Source organism: Streptomyces sp. C (genome assembly GCF_000158895.1).
Taxonomy (GTDB): domain Bacteria; phylum Actinomycetota; class Actinomycetes; order Streptomycetales; family Streptomycetaceae; genus Streptomyces; species Streptomyces racemochromogenes.
In genome coordinates this window covers 3,287,284-3,304,912 of sequence record NZ_GG657750.1, presented here as the reverse complement: position 1 = coordinate 3,304,912, position 17,629 = coordinate 3,287,284, and the positions used below count along the sequence as shown (strand labels likewise).

General features: G+C 72.4%; 16 protein-coding genes and 1 tRNA gene. 9 read left to right on the top strand and 8 right to left on the bottom strand.

Going from position 1 to position 17,629, the window contains the following annotated elements; translation table 11 throughout:
* Positions 1 to 17: 17 nt before the first annotated feature.
* From SSNG_RS14635 to SSNG_RS14615, 6 genes are all read right to left on the bottom strand, one after another.
* Positions 18 to 452: a hypothetical protein gene (locus SSNG_RS14635; RefSeq protein WP_347232449.1), complete on the bottom strand. Its 435-nt coding sequence runs from the start codon at positions 450 to 452 to the stop codon at positions 18 to 20.
* A gap of 307 nt (positions 453 to 759) precedes the next feature.
* The gene (locus tag SSNG_RS14630; RefSeq protein ID WP_042801023.1) at positions 760 to 1,317 is read right to left on the bottom strand and encodes a carboxymuconolactone decarboxylase family protein; all 558 of its coding nucleotides are present in this window, start codon (positions 1,315 to 1,317) and stop codon (positions 760 to 762) included.
* Between the two features lie 166 nt (positions 1,318 to 1,483).
* Positions 1,484 to 2,317 (bottom strand): S-methyl-5'-thioadenosine phosphorylase, encoded by an 834-nt coding sequence (locus SSNG_RS14625; protein ID WP_007264609.1) that lies wholly within the window; start codon positions 2,315 to 2,317, stop codon positions 1,484 to 1,486.
* 86 nt (positions 2,318 to 2,403) lie between these two features.
* Positions 2,404 to 2,715, bottom strand: a complete 312-nt coding sequence (locus SSNG_RS39630; protein WP_128636966.1) for an FmdB family zinc ribbon protein — start codon at positions 2,713 to 2,715, stop codon at positions 2,404 to 2,406.
* A gap of 67 nt (positions 2,716 to 2,782) precedes the next feature.
* The gene (locus tag SSNG_RS14620) at positions 2,783 to 4,105 is read right to left on the bottom strand and encodes an MFS transporter (RefSeq protein ID WP_007264607.1); all 1,323 of its coding nucleotides are present in this window, start codon (positions 4,103 to 4,105) and stop codon (positions 2,783 to 2,785) included.
* Between the two features lie 415 nt (positions 4,106 to 4,520).
* On the bottom strand, positions 4,521 to 6,026 hold the full coding sequence (locus tag SSNG_RS14615; RefSeq protein WP_128636965.1) for a potassium/proton antiporter: 1,506 nt from the start codon (positions 6,024 to 6,026) through the stop codon (positions 4,521 to 4,523).
* 236 nt (positions 6,027 to 6,262) lie between these two features.
* Here SSNG_RS14615 and SSNG_RS14610 point away from each other — a divergent pair, with 236 nt between their 5' ends.
* Positions 6,263 to 9,181 (top strand): penicillin acylase family protein, encoded by a 2,919-nt coding sequence (locus tag SSNG_RS14610; protein ID WP_042801020.1) that lies wholly within the window; start codon positions 6,263 to 6,265, stop codon positions 9,179 to 9,181.
* Positions 9,182 to 9,205: 24 nt separating this feature from the next.
* Here SSNG_RS14610 and SSNG_RS14605 read toward each other — a convergent pair whose 3' ends face one another.
* Positions 9,206 to 9,832, bottom strand: a complete 627-nt coding sequence (locus tag SSNG_RS14605) for a 5-formyltetrahydrofolate cyclo-ligase (RefSeq protein WP_007264604.1) — start codon at positions 9,830 to 9,832, stop codon at positions 9,206 to 9,208.
* Between the two features lie 94 nt (positions 9,833 to 9,926).
* Here SSNG_RS14605 and galU point away from each other — a divergent pair, with 94 nt between their 5' ends.
* The 8 genes from galU (at position 9,927) to SSNG_RS14565 (ending at position 16,794) form a co-directional block, all read left to right on the top strand.
* Complete coding sequence (galU, locus tag SSNG_RS14600) at positions 9,927 to 10,829, top strand: UTP--glucose-1-phosphate uridylyltransferase GalU (protein ID WP_007264603.1); 903 nt, start codon at positions 9,927 to 9,929, stop codon at positions 10,827 to 10,829.
* Positions 10,830 to 10,833: 4 nt separating this feature from the next.
* Positions 10,834 to 12,177 (top strand): gephyrin-like molybdotransferase Glp, encoded by a 1,344-nt coding sequence (gene glp / locus SSNG_RS14595; RefSeq protein ID WP_007264602.1) that lies wholly within the window; start codon positions 10,834 to 10,836, stop codon positions 12,175 to 12,177.
* A gap of 80 nt (positions 12,178 to 12,257) precedes the next feature.
* The gene (gene moaC / locus SSNG_RS14590; protein WP_007264601.1) at positions 12,258 to 12,737 is read left to right on the top strand and encodes a cyclic pyranopterin monophosphate synthase MoaC; all 480 of its coding nucleotides are present in this window, start codon (positions 12,258 to 12,260) and stop codon (positions 12,735 to 12,737) included.
* Positions 12,738 to 12,811: 74 nt separating this feature from the next.
* Positions 12,812 to 13,315: a MogA/MoaB family molybdenum cofactor biosynthesis protein gene (locus SSNG_RS14585; protein ID WP_042803518.1), complete on the top strand. Its 504-nt coding sequence runs from the start codon at positions 12,812 to 12,814 to the stop codon at positions 13,313 to 13,315.
* A gap of 17 nt (positions 13,316 to 13,332) precedes the next feature.
* Positions 13,333 to 13,953, top strand: coding sequence for a GNAT family protein (locus SSNG_RS14580; RefSeq protein WP_007264599.1), 621 nt, complete (start codon positions 13,333 to 13,335; stop codon positions 13,951 to 13,953).
* Positions 13,954 to 14,107: 154 nt separating this feature from the next.
* Complete coding sequence (locus SSNG_RS14575; protein ID WP_007264598.1) at positions 14,108 to 15,145, top strand: hypothetical protein; 1,038 nt, start codon at positions 14,108 to 14,110, stop codon at positions 15,143 to 15,145.
* 78 nt (positions 15,146 to 15,223) lie between these two features.
* Positions 15,224 to 15,297: transfer RNA gene (locus SSNG_RS14570), tRNA-Ala, on the top strand.
* Between the two features lie 180 nt (positions 15,298 to 15,477).
* Positions 15,478 to 16,794, top strand: coding sequence for a CoA transferase (locus tag SSNG_RS14565; RefSeq protein WP_042803517.1), 1,317 nt, complete (start codon positions 15,478 to 15,480; stop codon positions 16,792 to 16,794).
* A gap of 324 nt (positions 16,795 to 17,118) precedes the next feature.
* On the opposite strand, the gene SSNG_RS14560 is transcribed toward SSNG_RS14565, so the two are convergent.
* A complete protein-coding gene (locus tag SSNG_RS14560) occupies positions 17,119 to 17,625 on the bottom strand; it encodes a GNAT family N-acetyltransferase (RefSeq protein WP_007264596.1) in 507 nt (168 codons plus the stop codon).
* Positions 17,626 to 17,629 lie beyond the last annotated feature (4 nt).

The window sequence follows — 17,629 nt, the reverse complement described above, 5'->3', positions numbered from 1 at the left end:
CTGCTCCTCAGTGCGAATCAACACACCGTCACCGCCAGCCGCGCCACAGCACCCGCCCCCACGAGGGCACGCGCCGTGTCCCGGGGCACGGACAGCACCACCAGAGCCCCGCCGTCCCCGACACCCGCGTCCCCAGCGGGCACTTCAGCCACCCGGGCACCCGCCGCCACCACCCGGGGCACCCCGTTGCGCTCCGCCGCCACCACGTCGACCCGGTCACCGGGACGCAACAGCCGCACCGTCCCGGCATCCGCGATGCGCACGGGCGCCGACACCATCCGCACCGCCGCGGGCGCCGGCTTGACCACGGGTACGGGTGCGGGCGCGCCCCGGGAGGCCCGGGCCTCCGTCCCGCCCACCGCCAGGGCGGCCGCCACCACGGCCAGCCCGGCCGAGGCGACCCGGCGCCTGCGCCGCACCGCCCGCCGCAGCCGGCCTCCGGCCCGGCCCACCCGGAGCGGGGGAAAGGGTGGCACCGGCCGCGCCGGGGGGCACGTGGAAGAACAGACGGGACGGGAACCCACGGAAGCGGGAGAGGCAGGAGAGGCAGGAGAGGCAGGAGAGGCGGGAGAAGCGAGCGGAGAGGAGGAAACGGGGAACGGGGGAGAGGTCCTGGACATCATGGGCACCGCCAAGCTGGTCGTGGTCCGGCGTCCGGGCCCACTGCCCGGACCTTCCCCACGATCCGCCGCCCCGTCGGCGTCCGCTCCGACCTGTGGACAATCCCCAGGCTGTGGACAACGCCGTCACCCTCAGGTGTCAGCGTCCGGTCGGCACCTGGCAGGCCTCCGAGAACCCCTGGCTGGTCAGACCGAAGGCGCTGTTGACCCGCGAGCGCCAGTTCTCCAGCGCCACCATGGCCGTGAGCTCGACGAACGCAGCCTCACCGAGCCGGTCGATCAGCTCGGCCGCCAGCTCGTCCGTGACCGACGGCTCCGTCTCGGTCATCGCCTCGGCGTACTGCATGACCAGCAGCTCCAGCTCGGTGAACACCTCACGCGCCTCCCGCCACTGCGGCACCCGCTCGATCTTCTCCGGCGAGAGCCCCTTCTCACGCCCCTCCCAGTAGCCGAAGTCCATGCACCACGAGCAGTTGATGCGCGCGGCCGAAGCCATCACCGCCAGGTGCTTGAGGCCGGCGTCGAGCGTGTTCCACTTCGCCGCCTGCTGCTCCATGCGCACGTACGAGAACAGCACGCGCGAGTTGTGCCCGTACGCCTGGCCCGGGTCCAGCACCTTGCCGTAGGTGCGGCGCGAGTACCAGGCGCCGATGCGCGTGAGCAGGGTGCGGGGCGGGGTGAGCGAGATGCGCGGCATGACGGCCTCTTCCGGCTCGGGGGTCCCGGTGACCCCTTCGCCATGGAGACAGGACAGCCCCGCGGGACGTGACACCGCCCCGAAAGTTCTTCCGGCCGGCACAGCCCGGGCGCGGCAGGCGGCACGGCGGAGCCGCCTGAGGGGCTCCACCGGCCTTCAGCCGCCGCTACGGAAGTTCGATGCCCAGGTCCCAGCCGTCGTGGACGCGGGTGCACAGGCAGTCGCGGTCCTCGGTCTGCGGCAGCGCCGCCACCGCGTCGAAGAGGACCTCGCGCAGCCGGCTGACGTTCTCGCCGAACACCTTCAGGACCTCCGCGTGGGAGACGCCCTCACCCGTCTCGGCGCCCGCGTCCAGGTCCGTGACCAGGGCCATCGAGGTGTAGCAGAGCCCCAGCTCACGAGCGAGCACCGCCTCCGGGTGCCCGGTCATGCCGACCACCGACCAGCCGGCCGCCGCGTGCCACCGCGACTCCGCCCGCGTCGAGAACCGCGGCCCCTCGATGACGACCATGGTGCCGCCGTCCACCGGCTCCCACTCGCGTCCCCGCGCCGCCGCGAGCGCCACCGACCGGCCGACCGGGCAGTACGGGTCGGCGAAGGTGGTGTGCACGACGTTCGGAACGGTCCCGTCCGGCAGCGGCTCACCGTCGAAGAAGGTCTGCGCGCGCGCCTTCGTACGGTCTACCAGCTGGTCCGGCACCAGCAGCGTGCCGGGCCCGTACTCCGCCTGCAGGCCGCCGACCGCGCAGGGGCCCATCACCTGGCGGACACCGACCGAGCGCAGCGCCCACAGGTTGGCCCGGTAGTTGATCTTGTGTGGAGGCACGGTGTGGCTGCGCCCGTGCCGCGGCAGGAACGCCACCTGGCGCCCGGCCAGCTCACCCACGTACAGGGAATCGCTGGGAGGCCCGTACGGCGTCTCCACCTGGATCTCTGAGACGTCCTCGAGGAAGGAGTAGAAGCCCGACCCGCCGATTACACCGATCTCCGCGTTCACCATGGCCTCACCCTAACGGGGGACGCGCAAGGCCCCGCCGCCCAAGAGGGTGGCGGGGCCTTGCGGAAAGCGGAAGACGTACTGCGGGATCAGGCAGCCGAGGTGGAGCTGCTGCCCGTGCTCGAGGTCGCCGAGGAGGTCGAAGCGGCAGGAGCGGCGGCAGCGGTCGACGTCGTCGTGGACGACGAGGACGACTTCGAGGCAGGGGTGCTGCTCGACGAGGCGCCACGGCTGTCGTTCCGGTAGAAACCGGAGCCCTTGAAGACGATGCCGACCGCGGAGAACACCTTCTTCAGGCGTCCGTCGCAGCTCGGGCACACGGTCAGTGCCTCGTCGGTGAACTTCTGCACGGCCTCAAGGCCCTCACCGCACTCGGTGCACTGGTACTGGTAGGTCGGCACGAATTTCCTCCTGGCACTCTCACTCAATGAGTGCTAACGACGCTCCATGGTGACGTATTCCGGCGGATCAGTCCACCGTCACAGGCGTGCGGTGACCGATCCCACGCTCGTTCGCCGTGTTGCGGGCGGCCGCCGGGGCAGCCGGCGCGGACGAGTTCACGATCCGGCTCGGCGCCTTCGGCGCCAGCTTCGCGCGCAGCGCCACCAGCGTGACCAGGGCCAGGGCGGTGGCCACCAGCGGCACCAGGAAGCCGTACGAGGACCCGTGCGCGTCCGTCAGACGGCCGGCCAGGGTCACGGCGGCGGCCTGCCCGAACGCGACCGCTCCGGTCAGCCAGGTGAAGGCCTCGGTCCGCGAGGCGGCCGGGACCAGCTGCTCGATCATGGTGTACCCGGTGATCAGTGCGGGGGCGATGCACAGGCCGACGACCAGGCCGAGCGCGCCCAGCAGGACCATCGAGTGCGCGGCCCACAGCACCGAGGCGGCGGCGGTCAGGCCGATGTAGCCCAGGATCAGGCGGCGGCGCGGGCCGATCTTCCAGGTGACGGCGCCCATGGTGATGCCGGCGATCATGTTGCCGGCCGCGAAGATGCCGTACAGCAGGCCGTTGGCGCCCGGGTTGCCGATCTCGTTGGAGAAGGCGGCGAGGGAGACCTGCATGCCGCCGAAGACGGCGCCGATGCCGACGAAGGCGACGATCAGGACGCGCAGGCCCGGGAAGGACAGCGCGGACTGGTGCTTGCCGCCGGCCGCCGAGAGCGGGGCGACCTTCGGCTCGGTGGCGCGCTGCGCGGCGAAGAACAGGCCGCCGAGCAGGGTCAGGGCCGCCTCGGTCGCCAGACCGGCGGCCGGGTGGACGCCGGTGCACAGCGCGGTGGCGAGCACCGGGCCGACGACGAAGGTGAACTCGTCGGTGACGGACTCGAACGCGGCGGCCGTCGGCAGCAGCGGCGAGCCCTCCAGCTTGGCCGCCCAGCGGGACCGGACCATCGGGCCGACCTGCGGGACGGAGGCGCCGGCCGGGACGGCGGCCAGCGCGAGCGCCCACAGCGGGGCGCCGAGGAGTGCCAGCGCGGTCAGAGCGGAGACCGCGGCGGCGTGGACGAGGACGACCGGCACGAGGACGGCGCTCTGGCCGCGGCGGTCGGTGAACTTGCCCATGAGCGGCGCGAAGAGGGCCATGGAGACGCCGGTGACGGCGGCGACGATTCCCGCGTCGCCGTAGGAGCCGGTGGCGTGCTGGACGAGCAGCAGGATGCTGATGGTCAGCATGCCGAACGGCAGGCGGGCGGCGAAGCCGGGGAGGACGAAGGAGGGGGCACCGGGCGTGCGCAGCAGCTGCCCGTAGCCGGGTCGGGCGGACTTGTCGGTCGTGACCGCGGATGTCACGGCCTGGCCTTTCCGCTGCCTGGTAGAGCGTCCCCGTCTGCGGACGGCGGGCCGCTTTGTGAGCGACCGCACCCGTACATGTGGGAGCCCCGAGAGCTGTCCTCTTGCGCAGAACCGAGTGATACCTGGGCGCCCACTGCGGGAGGGAGCCACGGCCGCTTTGCGGTCGCGCCAGCTCTGCGTCAGGCAGAGTTGGTTCGATCTGGTGTGCCTTCATCGTACAGGGGAATCCACTACCACGCCCTGTGATTACGGTGACAAGGTATGTCTTCACCTGCGATTAACTGGAACTTTGCATTCCGCGCCCCGTGAAATGGGCGCAAGCGTGGTCACAAGCCAGCGAAAATGGCCGAATTAGAACGCCACTCTAATGAAAAACGATCATCCGAGCGGCGTTCCGGACACCCTCCGCCACCTAGAGTGACGTTCCGCCACCGGTTCCCAGCCACCCCGCCAGCTTGCCGCCGCGCGCCACCGCCCGCAGCCGGGCCTCCGCCGCGTCCCGCACCGGATCCGTGGCCACGACCAGCAGCTCGTCCCCGCGCCGCAGCACCGTCGACGGCGCCGGCACGAAGCTCTTCGCGTCCCGGACCACCAGCGTCACCGACGCCCCCGCGGGCAGCCGCAGCTCCCCGACCTCCACGCCGTGCATCCGCGAGGCGGACGGGATCGCGAAGGACAGCAGGTGCCCGCGCAGCTTCTCCAGCGGCGCCGACTCGATCCCGAGGTCCGAGGCCGCCTCGTCGGTGTCGCGCAGGTTCAGCTTGCGCGCCAGCCACGGCAGCGTCGGCCCCTGCACCAGCGTGTAGACGACCACGAGCACGAAGACGATGTTGAAGACCCGGTCGCTGCCCTCGATCCCGGTCACCAGCGGGATCGTCGCGAGGATGATGGGCACGGCGCCGCGCAGGCCCGCCCACGACATCAGCGCCTGCTCCTGCCAGGGAATGCGGAAGGGCAACAGGCTGACGAAGACCTCCAGCGGCCGCGCCACCATGGTCAGCACCAGTCCGATGATCACCGCGGGCCAGAAGTCGTGCACCAGCTCGTGCGGGGTGACCAGCAGGCCCAGCAGCACGAACATGCCGATCTGGGCGATCCAGCCGAGCCCGTCCGCGAACCCGCGCGTGGCGGGCCAGTGCGGCAGCTTCGCGTTCCCCAGCACCATCGCCGCCAGGTACACCGCGAGGAATCCGGAGCCGTGCGCCATGGCGCCGGCCGCGTACGCGGTCACGGCGATCGCCATCACCGCGATCGGATACAGGCCGGAGGCCGGCAGCGCCACGTGCCGCAGCCCGTACGCCCCCAGGAAGCCGACCGCCAGGCCGATCGCGGCACCGATCGCGAGCTCCAGCGCGATCTTGCCGAGCAGTACGTACCACTCGTCCACCGGTCCGACCGCCGCGAAGGCGACGACCAGGATCACGACGGGGGCGTCGTTGAAGCCGGACTCGGCCTCCAGCACGCCCGTCACCCGCGACGGCAGCGGGACCTTGCGCAGTACGGAGAAGACGGCCGCCGCGTCGGTCGAGGAGACGACCGCGCCGATCAGCAGCGCCTGGCGCCACTCCAGCCCCACCAGGTAGTGCGCGCCCGCCGCCGTGACCCCCACGCTGACCGCGACGCCGAGCAGCGACAGGACCACCGCCGCCGGCAGCGCCGGTCTGATCTCTTTCCACTTGGTGCCCAGACCGCCCTCGGCGAGGATGACGACGAGCGCCGCGTAACCGATGACCTGCGTCAGCTCGGCGTTGTCGAATACGACGTTGCCTATGCCGTCCTGGCCTATCGCGATGCCTATGCCGAGGTAGATGAGCAGGCTGGGGAGTCCGCTGCGCGAGGAGATGCGCACCGCCGCCACCGCGACGAGCAGCACGAGCGAACAGACCAGCAGGAGCTCATTGAGCGTGTGGACAGTCAGCGGGCGGCCCTTTCCTCAGAGCGCGCCTGGCGGATCGTTCCCCCGGCGGCGCATTCGGCAAGTACTTCGTTACCTTACCTAATCTTTGACGGACTCTTTACGCGATAACCACATTGTGAAACGCCGGTTCCCGCCTGTCCTACGGACCTCGACCCCTGGCGGATCAACGGAGGCGGTCCTGCGCCTATGGTTGCTCCCAGCAATCCCAGGACCACCCTGCCCCTCTAAGGACAGCGATGCCCGCCAATGAATCCGGACCTTCCGTCAAGAAGAAGGGACGACGCGCACGCCTGCTCGTGCTCGTCATGGTCCTGGCGCTCTTGGCGGGCCTCGGCTACGGCGCGTACTGGAGCGTGGACACCGTGCGCGCCTCCTTCCCGCAGACGACCGGCTCCCTCAAGGTCCCAGGCCTGACCGGGACGGTCGATGTGAAGCGCGACGAGCACGGCATTCCGCAGCTCTACGCAGACAACGACGAGGACCTCTTCCGCGCACAGGGCTTCGTGCACGCCCAGGACCGGTTCTGGGAGATGGACGTCCGCCGCCACATGACCGCCGGCCGGCTGTCGGAGATGTTCGGCTCCGGCCAGGTCGAGACGGACGCCTTCCTGCGCACCCTCGGCTGGCGCCACGTGGCGCAGGAGGAGTACGACAAGAAGCTCTCGCCGGAGACGAAGAAGTACCTCCAGGCCTACGCCGACGGGGTCAACGCGTACCTGAAGGGGAAGTCCGGCAAGGACCTCTCCGTCGAGCACGCCGCCCTCAAGCTGACCGACGGCTACAAGCCGGAGCAGTGGACGCCGGTGGACTCGGTGGCCTGGCTCAAGGCGATGGCCTGGGACCTGCGCGGCAACATGCAGGACGAGATCGACCGCTCGCTGATGACGAACAAGCTCTCGCAGGCGCAGATCGACGAGCTCTACCCGCCGTACCCCTTCGACCGGAACAAGCCGATCGTCGAGGGCGGCACGGTCTCCGGCGGCAAGTACGCGCCCCAGGGCACCCCGGGCTCCGGCTCGACCGGCACCGGCAGGGGCACGGGCACGGGCAACGGCACCACCGGCACGGGCAACGGCACCACGGGTACCGGCACCGGCGCGGGCACCGGTACGGGCGGCAGCACCACCCCCGGCGCCGGCTCGCAGGCCACCCCCAACGGCGCCACGGGCGCCACCGGCCTCACCGACAACGCCACCGCCCAGGGCGCGACCGTCGGCCTGCGCACGCAGCTCGGCTCCCTCGCCAAGACCCTGGACGAGATCCCGGCCATCCTCGGCCCCAACGGCAGCGGCATCGGATCGAACTCCTGGGTCGTCTCGGGCCAGTACACGACCACCGGCAAGCCGCTCCTCGCGAACGACCCGCACCTCTCCCCGCAGCTGCCCTCGGTCTGGTACCAGATGGGCCTGCACTGCCGCGCCGCCTCGCCCCAGTGCCAGTACGACGTGGCCGGCTACACCTTCTCCGGCATGCCCGGCGTGGTCATCGGCCACAACGCCGACATCGCCTGGGGCATGACCAACCTCGGCGCCGACGTGACCGACCTCTACCTGGAGCAGGTCCGTCCCGAGGGCTACGTCTACGACAACAAGGTCGTCCCCTTCACCACCCGTGAAGAGGAGATCAAGGTCGCGGGCGGCAAGAGCAAGAAGATCACCGTCCGCACCACCAACAACGGGCCGCTGATCTCCGACCGAAGCGACGAGCTGGAGGCCGTCGGCTCCCGCGCCCCCGTTCCCAGCTCGGCCCCCGACCGCGGCGACGGCTACGCCGTCGCCCTGCGCTGGACCGCCCTGGACCCGGGCAAGTCGATGGACGCCGTGTTCAAGCTCAACCGGGCCAAGGACTTCAACAGCTTCCGCGCCGCGGCGGCCGACTTCGAGGTCCCCTCCCAGAACCTGATCTACGCCGACAACAAGGGCGCGAACGGCAACATCGGCTACCAGGCCCCCGGCCGCATCCCGATCCGCAACCAGGGCGACGGCCGCCTGCCCGCGCCCGGCTGGGACCCCAAGTACGCCTGGAAGGGCGGCCGGGACGGCAACGCCGGCTACATCCCGCAGAACGAGATGCCCTGGGAGCTCAACCCGGCGCGCGGCTACATCGTCACCGCCAACCAGGCCGTCACCGAGTCCGGCACCGGTGCCGGCAAGTACCCGTACGTCCTGACCACGGACTGGGGCTACGGCGCCCGGAGCCAGCGGATCAACGACCTCATCGAGGCGAAGACCAAGGACAACGGCAAGATCTCCACCGACGACATGCGCACCATGCAGATGGACAACAGCAGCGAGATCGCCGCGCTGCTGACCCCGATGCTGGCCAAGATCCAGGTCTCCGACCCGGACGTGCGCTCGGCGCAGAAGCTGCTCGAAGGCTGGAACTACACGCAGGAGCCCGACTCCGCGGCGGCCGCCTACTTCAACGCGGTCTGGCGCAACATCCTCAAGCTGGCCTTCGGCGACAAGATGCCGAAGGAGCTGCGGGTCGAGGGCAGCTGCATGAACGTCAGCGAGGAGAGCACCGGCCCGAACGACGACCTCACCAAGACGGTCCGCGAGTGCGGTACGCGCGGCCCCGACTCGGCGCAGCCGGACGGCGGCGACCGCTGGTTCGAGGTGGTCCGCCGGCTGGTCAAGGACGAGAAGTCGCCGTGGTGGACCGCCACCCCGAAGACCGTCCACGACAAGCCGATCAAGACCCGCGACGAGTTGTTCGCCCGGGCCATGGAGGACGCGCGCTGGGAGCTGACCGCCAAGCTCGGCAAGGACCAGTCGACGTGGAGCTGGGGCCGGCTGCACCAGCTGACGCTGAAGAACCAGACGATCGGCAAGGAGGGCCCGGGCTTCATGCAGTGGCTCCTCAACCGCGGCCCGTGGAACGTGGGCGGTGGCGAGGCCACCGTCAACGCGACCGGCTGGAACGCCTCCAGCGGGTACGAGGTCACCTGGGTGCCGTCGATGCGGATGGTCGTCAACCTCGGCGACCTGGACAAGTCCCGCTGGATCAACCTGACCGGCGCCTCGGGCCACGCGTACGCCGGCACGTACACGGACCAGACGGAGATGTGGGCCAAGGGCGAACTGCTGGAGTGGCCGTTCGCAAAGGGCGCCGTCGACAAGTCGACAGTGGACACCCTGACGCTCAAGCCGTGAGCGCGGCGCCGGCCGGCCGGTTGATCACGCGGTAAAGCGCACCACACCCGACGGGGTGGCCACCGCCTGGACGGGGTGGTCGTGCGGTTCCTCCGGGACCCGCGCGACCACCTCTTCGTCGTACAGGAGCACCACCAGCGCGGGGTGTGCGCCGGCCCGTGCCAGCCGGGCGAGCACCCGGTCGTACGAGCCCCCGCCGCGGCCGAGCCGCATGCCGCGCCCGTCGACCGCGAGTCCGGGCAGCAGCACGGCGTCGGCGCCGGTCACGGCGTCCGGGCCGAGCGGCGTGCCGGAGGGCTCCAGCAGCCGCATCTTCCCCGGGTGCGCGGCTTCGGCGAGGCTGTCCGGGCCCTCGTACGCGGCCCAGTCCAGGTCGTTGTCCGGGAGCAGCAGGGGCAGCAGCACCCGCTTGCCCGCGGCGCGCAGCGCGTCGAGCAGTTCGCGGGTGCCCGGCTCGGCGCCGACGGAGACGTACGCGGCGACGGTGTGGGCGCCGTCGAGTTCGGGCAGGGTGAGGGCGGAGCGGGCGAGGGCCCGGGCCGCGGCGTCGCGGGCCTCGGGGGGCAAGGCGCGGCGGGCGGCGAGGAGTTCCCGGCGCAGGGAGGCCTTTTCGGGTACGAAGGGGTGGTTCCCGGGCGGGTTTTCTACCACAGTCTCGTCACAATTCCTTTCACATATGAATCAAGTCGGGCATATTCACCGGAACCCTGCTGGGCCTCCTGTACGACCCACTATCGTTCTGCCCATGACTCAGTCGCACCCAGTGATCAAGAAGGCCGTCATCCCGGCTGCGGGGCTCGGCACTCGGTTCCTCCCGGCGACCAAGGCGACCCCCAAGGAAATGCTTCCGGTCGTGGACAAGCCGGCCATCCAGTACGTCGTCGAGGAGGCCGTCTCGGCCGGGCTGGACGACGTACTCATGATCACCGGCCGTAACAAGCGGGCCCTGGAGGACCACTTCGACCGGAACTACGAGCTCGAATCGGCTCTGATCGCCAAGGGTGACGACGACCGGCTGAAGAAGGTCCAGGAGTCGAGCGACCTGGCCACCATGCACTACGTCCGCCAGGGCGACCCGCGCGGCCTCGGCCACGCCGTCCTGTGCGCCGAGCCGCACGTGGGCGACGAGCCCTTCGCCGTCCTCCTCGGCGACGACCTGATCGACCCGCGCGACCCGCTGCTGCGGCAGATGGTCGACGTCCACGCCCGCACCGGCGGCACCGTCATCGCGCTGATGGAGGTCGACCCGTCCAGCGTCCACCTCTACGGCTGCGCCGCCGTCGAGCCGACCGGCGAGGACGGCGTCGTCCGGATCACCGGCCTCGTCGAGAAGCCGGAACCCGCCGAGGCGCCCAGCAACTACGCGGTCATCGGACGCTATGTCCTCGACCCCGCGATCTTCGGCATACTGCGGGAGACCGAGCCGGGCCGCGGTGGGGAGATCCAGCTCACCGACGCCCTGCAGAAGCTGGCCGCCGACGAGACCGTGGGCGGCCCGGTGCACGGCGTGGTCTTCCGCGGCCGCCGCTACGACACCGGGGACCGGGGTGACTACCTGCGGGCCATCGTCCGACTCGCGTGCGAACGTGAGGACCTGGGCCCGGAGTTCCGCACCTGGCTTCACCGTTACGTCACGGAGGAGATGTAGCACCTTGAGCAGTTCCGCACCGCAGGACACCGGCCGGCACCGTCTGTGGTCGGTGGACGAGCACCTCGCGGACGTACTCGCCGCCGTCCGGCCGCTGGAGCCCATCGAGCTCCAGCTGCTGGACGCCCAGGGCTGTGTCCTGGTCGAGGACGTCACCGTGCCCGTCGCCCTGCCGCCCTTCGACAACAGCTCGATGGACGGGTACGCCGTCCGCACGGCCGACGTCCAGGGTGCGAGCGAGGAGTTCCCCGCGGTGCTCGCCGTCATCGGAGACGTGGCGGCGGGCAGCGACGAGCTGCCCACCGTCGGCCCCGGCCAGGCCGCCCGCATCATGACCGGCGCCCCGCTGCCCCCGGGAAGTGAGGCCGTCGTCCCGGTCGAGTGGACCGACGGCGGCACGGGCGGCGGCGCCGCCTCCGGCATGACCCCCGCCAGCGCCGCACCCCAGGGCGCGGCCGGCGAGGTACGCGTCCACCGCGCGGCCGAGGCCCGGGCGCACGTGCGCTCGCGCGGCAGCGACGTACAGGCCGGCGACCTGGCGCTCGCCGCCGGCACCGTCCTCGGCCCGCCGCAGATCGCGCTGCTGGCGGCGATCGGACGCGGCACCGTACGGGTCCGGCCGCGCCCGCGCGTGGTCGTCCTGTCCACCGGCAGCGAGCTGGTCCAGCCGGGTGAGGCGCTGACCGCCGGGACGATCTACGACTCGAACAGCTTCGCGCTGGCCGCCGCCGCCCGCGACGCCGGCGCCATCGCCTACCGTGTCGGCGCGGTCGCCGACGACGCCGAGACCCTGCGCTCCACCATCGAGGACCAGCTGATCCGGGCCGACCTCCTCGTCACCACCGGAGGGGTCTCCGTCGGCGCGTACGACGTGGTCAAGGAGGCCCTGACCGCCGCCGGCTCCGGCGACGGCGACGAGCCCTCCGGCGGCGGCGTCGACTTCCGCAAGCTCGCCATGCAGCCCGGCAAGCCGCAGGGCTTCGGCACCGTCGGCCCCGACCACACCCCGCTGCTGGCCCTGCCCGGCAACCCGGTGTCCTCGTACGTCTCCTTCGAGCTGTTCGTGCGCCCCGCGATCCGGACGCTCATGGGCCTGCCGGAGTCCGAGGTGTCCCGGCCCGGCGTGCGCGCCGTGCTCAAGGCCGACGAGCCGCTCCGCTCCCCGGCGGCCCGCCGGCAGTTCCTGCGCGGCAAGTACGACGCCGAGGCCGGCACCGTCACCCCGGTCGGCGGATCGGGCTCGCACCTGATCGCCGCGCTCGCACACGCCGACTCGCTGATGGTCGTACCGGAGGACGTCACCTCGGTGGAGCCCGGGGCCGAGCTGGAAGTGATCCTGCTCGGCTGAGCTGCCGCCGGTGCGGGTAGCGTGTTGCATCACACAGGCCCCAGGCTCCAGGGGGCCCGGAGCGGGAGCGGCACGCAGACATGAGTACGCAGAGCAGGCTGACGCACATCGACGAGGCCGGCGCGGCCCGGATGGTCGACGTCTCCGAGAAGGACGTCACCACCAGGACGGCGCGCGCCAGCGGACGCGTCCTCGTCTCGCCGCGGGTGATCGAACTGCTGCGCGGCGAGGGCGTGCCGAAGGGCGACGCCCTCGCCACCGCACGGATCGCCGGGATCATGGGGGCCAAGAAGACCCCCGACCTGATCCCGCTCTGCCACCCGCTGGCGGTCTCCGGGGTGAAGGTGGACCTGACGGTCGCCGACGACGCCGTCGAGATCCTCGCCACCGTGAAGACCGCCGACCGTACGGGCGTCGAGATGGAGGCGCTGACCGCGGTCGCCGTCGCCGGCCTCACCGTGATCGACATGGTGAAGGCCGTCGACAAGGGCGCGGTCATCACCGACGTGCGGGTGGAGGAGAAGACCGGCGGCAAGTCCGGCGACTGGACCCGCGCGTGAACCCCCCGCGCGGCGGCGAGGTCCACAGCCACAGCCACGCGGCGGCGCCGGCGGACGCGGCCCCGCGGCCCCCGGTGGGGCGCGCCCTGGTCGTCACCGCCTCGAACCGGGCCTCGCAGGGCGTGTACGCCGACAAGGGCGGCCCGCTGCTGGCCGAGGCGCTGGAGGGGCTCGGCTTCACGGTCGACGGCCCGCGCGTGGTGCCGGACGGCGACCCCGTCGAGCAGGCGCTGCGCGAGGGCGTGGCCGGCGGCTACGACGTCATCCTCACCACCGGCGGCACCGGCATCTCGCCGACCGACCGGACCCCGGACGCGACCGCCCGCGTACTGGACTACGAGGTTCCCGGCATCCCGCAGGCCATCCGCGCGGAGGGGCTGGCCAAGGTTCCCACCGCCGCCCTGTCGCGGGGCCTGGCGGGCGTGGCAGGCCGCACCTTGATCGTGAACCTGCCCGGTTCGACGGGCGGGGTGAAGGACGGCCTCGCGGTGCTGTCGCGGATCCTGCCGCACGCCGTGGACCAGCTCCGGGGCGGCGACCACCCCAGACCTGACGCGGCGCCCGGGAGCCCGAGCTGAACGGCCCCTCCTGGCCGGTGGTGCTGGCGGACGGCGATGTCACGCTCCGGCCGATAAAGCTGCGGGACCAGCGTGCCTGGCGCGAGGTCAACCAGCGCAACCGCGACTGGCTGCGGCCGTGGGAGGCGACGATCCCGCCGCCCGCGCCGTGGGGCCCCGTTATCCATAGGCCGACATATCGACAAATGGTTCGTCATCTGCGGGCCGAGGCGAACGCGGGCCGGATGCTGCCCTTCGTCATCGAGTACCAGGGGCGGCTGGTCGGTCAGCTGACGGTCGCCGGGATCACCTGGGGCTCGATGTGCGCCGCCCACGTGGGCTACTGGGTGGACCGGGACGTGGCCGGCCGCGGGGTGATGCCGACGGCGGTCGCGCTCGCGGTGGACCACTGCTTCCAGAAGGTAGGGCTGCACCGGATCGAGGTGTGCATCCGCCCCGAGAACGGGCCCAGTCGCCGGGTCGTGGAGAAGCTCGGCTTCCGTGAGGAGGGGCTGCGGCCGCGTTATCTGCACATCGACGGGGCGTGGCGCGACCACCTGGTCTTCGCGCTGACGGCGGAGGAGGTGCCGCAGGGGCTGCTGCGCCGCTGGCACCGCACGCGCAAGCGGGAAAGTCCGCCGCCGACCACCACCCCGTAAAGCAGGTAATCGCAAAAGCGTTCGAATTGCTGGCCGATTCACCCATAACCTGATCCGAAGAATCACAAAAAAAGTCGGTGATATCAGCCGGATCGTGCGACACACCGGCCCAATTGGCTGATCCTTCCGGGCGCGCCCCTCTACGGTGTGAGGTGTGAGCAGCAGCGGCCTCATCTACGCAGTCATCGTCGGGGCCTGGGCCGCCTACTTGGTGCCCATGTGGCTCCGGAGGCAGGACGAGCTGAACGAAGCGCGTCCGACGGAACGCTTCTCCACCGCCATCCGGCTGCTTTCCGGCCGGGCGGGAATGGAGCGCCGTTACGCCAAGGGGCTGCGTGAGCGCGGTGAGGATCAGGCGGAGGCCCAGGCCCACGCGGACCCGGAAGCGGCGACGGAAACGGTGAACTCCGTGGACGCCGACGCCCGGGCCCTCGGCGTGTCCCCGACCAGGGCCGAACCGAGATCCGTCGAGGCGGAACGGGCCCGCCGACAGCAGCGCCTCCAGGTGCTCGCACGCCGCCGGCGCACCACGGCACTCCTCTTCCTCGTCTTCAGCGGCGGCGCGGTCGCCGCTGCCGTCGGCGGCATCCGCTACCTGTGGGCCCCGGCCGTCCCCGCCCTGCTGCTGAGCGCCTACATCGTGCACCTGCGGGTCCAGGAGCGGCGCCGCTACGAGTTCACGATGGACCGGCGGCGCGCCGAGGCGGCCGCCCGCAGCCTGCGCGAGAACCGCCCCCAGCGCCACCGCGAGCAGCCCGAGCCCGCGGCCACCGGCGGCGGCGCCGAACCGGACCCCGCCCCGCCGGTCTCCCCGCAGGAGGCCGGGCGACGGGCGCTCGTCGAGCAGACCGACCACGCCGAGTGGGTGGACCAGCAGCGCGAGCGCGAGCGCGGCCCCGCCCGCGGCGACAGCTGGGAGCCCGTACCGGTCCCGCTGCCGACGTACGTGACGGCCCCGGTCGCCCCCCGCGCCACCGGCCCGGTCAACCCGGACGGCTGGAGCGCGGCCCGCTCCAGCACCGCCGAGCCGACCGACCCCCGCCTGCGCGCCCAGCCGGCCGTACCGAAGCCGGCGGACCCGGGCCCGGGCGCGCAGCCCGCCCCGCCCCGCCCCCGGGGCCGCGATCTCGGCCGTACGCCGCTCTTCGACCAGTACGAGAGCGACGACCGGCCGCGCGCCGCGAACGAGTGACGGGTGACCTGCGCGGACCTTCCGGACAACGCGTTTTGGAGCACCCGCGCGGGGATGCTAATGTTTCACACGTCGCAAGGGCCTGTGGCGCAGTCTGGTAGCGCACCTCGTTCGCATCGAGGGGGTCTGGGGTTCAAATCCCCACAGGTCCACAGACGACAGTTCTCGGATAGCTACCGGGAATCGTCACGAGATCCCGTCCGGTCGAAAGACCGGGCGGGATCTCGGCGTTTCCGGGACGGTGTTTTTGGGCCGTGTCTTCGGGGGCGACGCCGAAACCCGTTGGGGATCCACCTGGTTGGGCGGCGTACGGCGTCGCGACAATGGTCCGCATGGTGAACGGGGACGGAGCCGTCGCCCAGGCGTGGGAAGCGCTGGGCGGGGACGGCGAGTTGGCGGGGCGGGTCGGGTTCGCGGGGCCGAGCGGGCTGGAGGGTCCGCTGCCGGTACGGGAATTGGCGCGGGCCTGCGTCGGGGTGTGCGGGCTGGCCGCGGCCGAGCTGGCCGCCGTACGGGCCGGGGGCACGGCGCTGGACGCGGCCGCGGTCACGGTGGACGAGGGCGCCGTGGCCACGGCGTTCGTCAGCGAGCGGCACCTGCGGGTGGAGGGCCGGGCGCCGGTGAGCTTCGCGCCGCTGTCCGGGTTCTGGCGGGCGGCCGACGGCTGGGTGCGGACCCACGCCAACTACCCGCACCACCAGGCGGCCCTGGTACGGGCTCTCGGCGTGCCCGCGACCGCGGAAGCGGTGCGGGAGGCCCTCGCGGGCCGGAGCGCCGCCGAGGCGCAGGAGGCCGTCTACGCGGAGGGCGGGCTCGCCGTCGCGGTCGCGCCGGAGTACGGGGAGCCGCTGCCGCTGGTGGAGTGGGTGCGGGGCCCGGGCGGCGGTCGGCCACCGGGGCCGGGCGCGCTGCCCGCGTCCGGGGTGCGGGTGCTGGACCTGACCCGGGTCATCGCCGGGCCCGTCGCGACGCGGACGCTGGGGCTGCTGGGCGCCGACGTGCTGCGGATCGACTCCCCGGCACTGCGCGAGGCGGACGACGCGCACGCGGACACCGGCTTCGGGAAGCGTTCCGCGCTGCTGGACCTCGGGGACCCGGCCGGCCGGGCGGCGCTGGACCGCCTCCTCGCCACCGCCGACGTGGTGGTGACGGGATACCGGCCGGGCGCGCTGGAGCGGTTCGGGCTGGGAGCGGAGGAGCTGCTGGAGCGGTTCCCGCGGCTGGTGGTGGCGCAGCTGTGCGCGTGGGGCTGGACCGGGCCCTGGGCGGGGCGCCGGGGCTTCGACTCGCTGGTGCAGGCGGGGTACGGGATCGCCGCCCGGTGCGCGGGCGAGGACGGGAGGCCGGGGGTGCTGCCGGCGCAGGCGCTGGACCACGGCACCGGGTACCTGCTGGCCGCGGGCGTGCTGCGGGCGCTGGCGGAGGGCGGCGGCCGGGCGCTGCGGTTCTCCCTGGCCGGGACGGCGTCGTGGCTGGTGCGGGAGGTGCCGGCCGCGGGGGCGGCGGCGGCGGGGTACGCGCCGGAACCGTGGCTGCGCGAGGCGGAGTCCGGGTACGGGGTGCTGCGGTACGCCGCGAGCCCGTTCGGGGACTGGGGGCGGGGGCCGTCCCGGTGGGGCGCGGACGGAGCCGTCTGGCTCGGCCGCTGACCCGGCGGAACGGCCCCGCGGGGCCCGCCGGCCCGGGCGTCGCCGGATACCGGTCGGGCGCGGGGCCGGGCGGGATAGGGCATCGCCTGACGCCGGACTGGCGCGGCTGGGAGCCGGTCAGACAGGCCGGGGCGCCGTCGGACGCCGGGCCGGGGCGGTCAGCCGTTGCCTGACGCCGTCCGGCCGGCCAGGTCGGACGCCGGGCGGGCGTGGGCGGGCGCCCGGTCGGCGGGGTCGGGTGTCGGCGCGGTCGGGTGTCGGCGGGGTCCGTCGGTCTCGGTCAGGCGCGGTCGGGCGTGACCCAGGCGCGGGTCGGGTGGCCGGTCAGGCGTCTGTGGTGGCGGGCAGCGGCTTGGCCATGCAGCGGCTCGACGGGTAGTCGCGGTAGTAGCCGAACTTCTCGGACAGGGCGTAGCCCGAGGAGAGGTAGAGGGCGATGGCCTCGGGCTGCTTGTCGCCGGTCTCCAGGACCATGCGGGTGCGGCCCGCCGCCAGCGCGTCGGCCTCCAGCTCTGCCAGGATGCGGCGGGCCAGGCCCAGGCCGCGCGCCTGCGGGACGACGTACATGCGCTTGATCTCGGCGTCGCCGTCCGAGTAGCCCTCGTCGTTCTTCTCCTGGCCGCGCCAGGCGCCGCTGGCCACCGGGGTGCCGGCCTCGTCGTAGGCGAGCAGGTAGAGGCCGTTCGGCGGGAGGAACATCGCCGGGTCGAGGTGGGTGGCGTCGCCCTCGCCGTCGTAGCGCTGCCGGTACTCGACCTGGACCTGCGCGTCGAGCGCCGCCGCGTCCGGGTGGTCGTACGGCACGGCGCGGATGTTTATACCGTGAGACATTCGA

Coding starts and splice junctions, on each gene's coding strand:
- moaC (WP_007264601.1), top strand. CDS start 12,258: ATGAGTACGCAGAGCAGGCTGACGCACATCGACGAGGCCGGCGCGGCC.
- SSNG_RS14565 (WP_042803517.1), top strand. CDS start 15,478: ATGGTGAACGGGGACGGAGCCGTCGCCCAGGCGTGGGAAGCGCTGGGC.
- SSNG_RS14630 (WP_042801023.1), bottom strand. CDS start 1,317: ATGCCGCGCATCTCGCTCACCCCGCCCCGCACCCTGCTCACGCGCATC.
- SSNG_RS14625 (WP_007264609.1), bottom strand. CDS start 2,317: ATGGTGAACGCGGAGATCGGTGTAATCGGCGGGTCGGGCTTCTACTCC.
- SSNG_RS14610 (WP_042801020.1), top strand. CDS start 6,263: ATGCCCGCCAATGAATCCGGACCTTCCGTCAAGAAGAAGGGACGACGC.
- galU (WP_007264603.1), top strand. CDS start 9,927: ATGACTCAGTCGCACCCAGTGATCAAGAAGGCCGTCATCCCGGCTGCG.
- SSNG_RS14560 (WP_007264596.1), bottom strand. CDS start 17,625: ATGTCTCACGGTATAAACATCCGCGCCGTGCCGTACGACCACCCGGAC.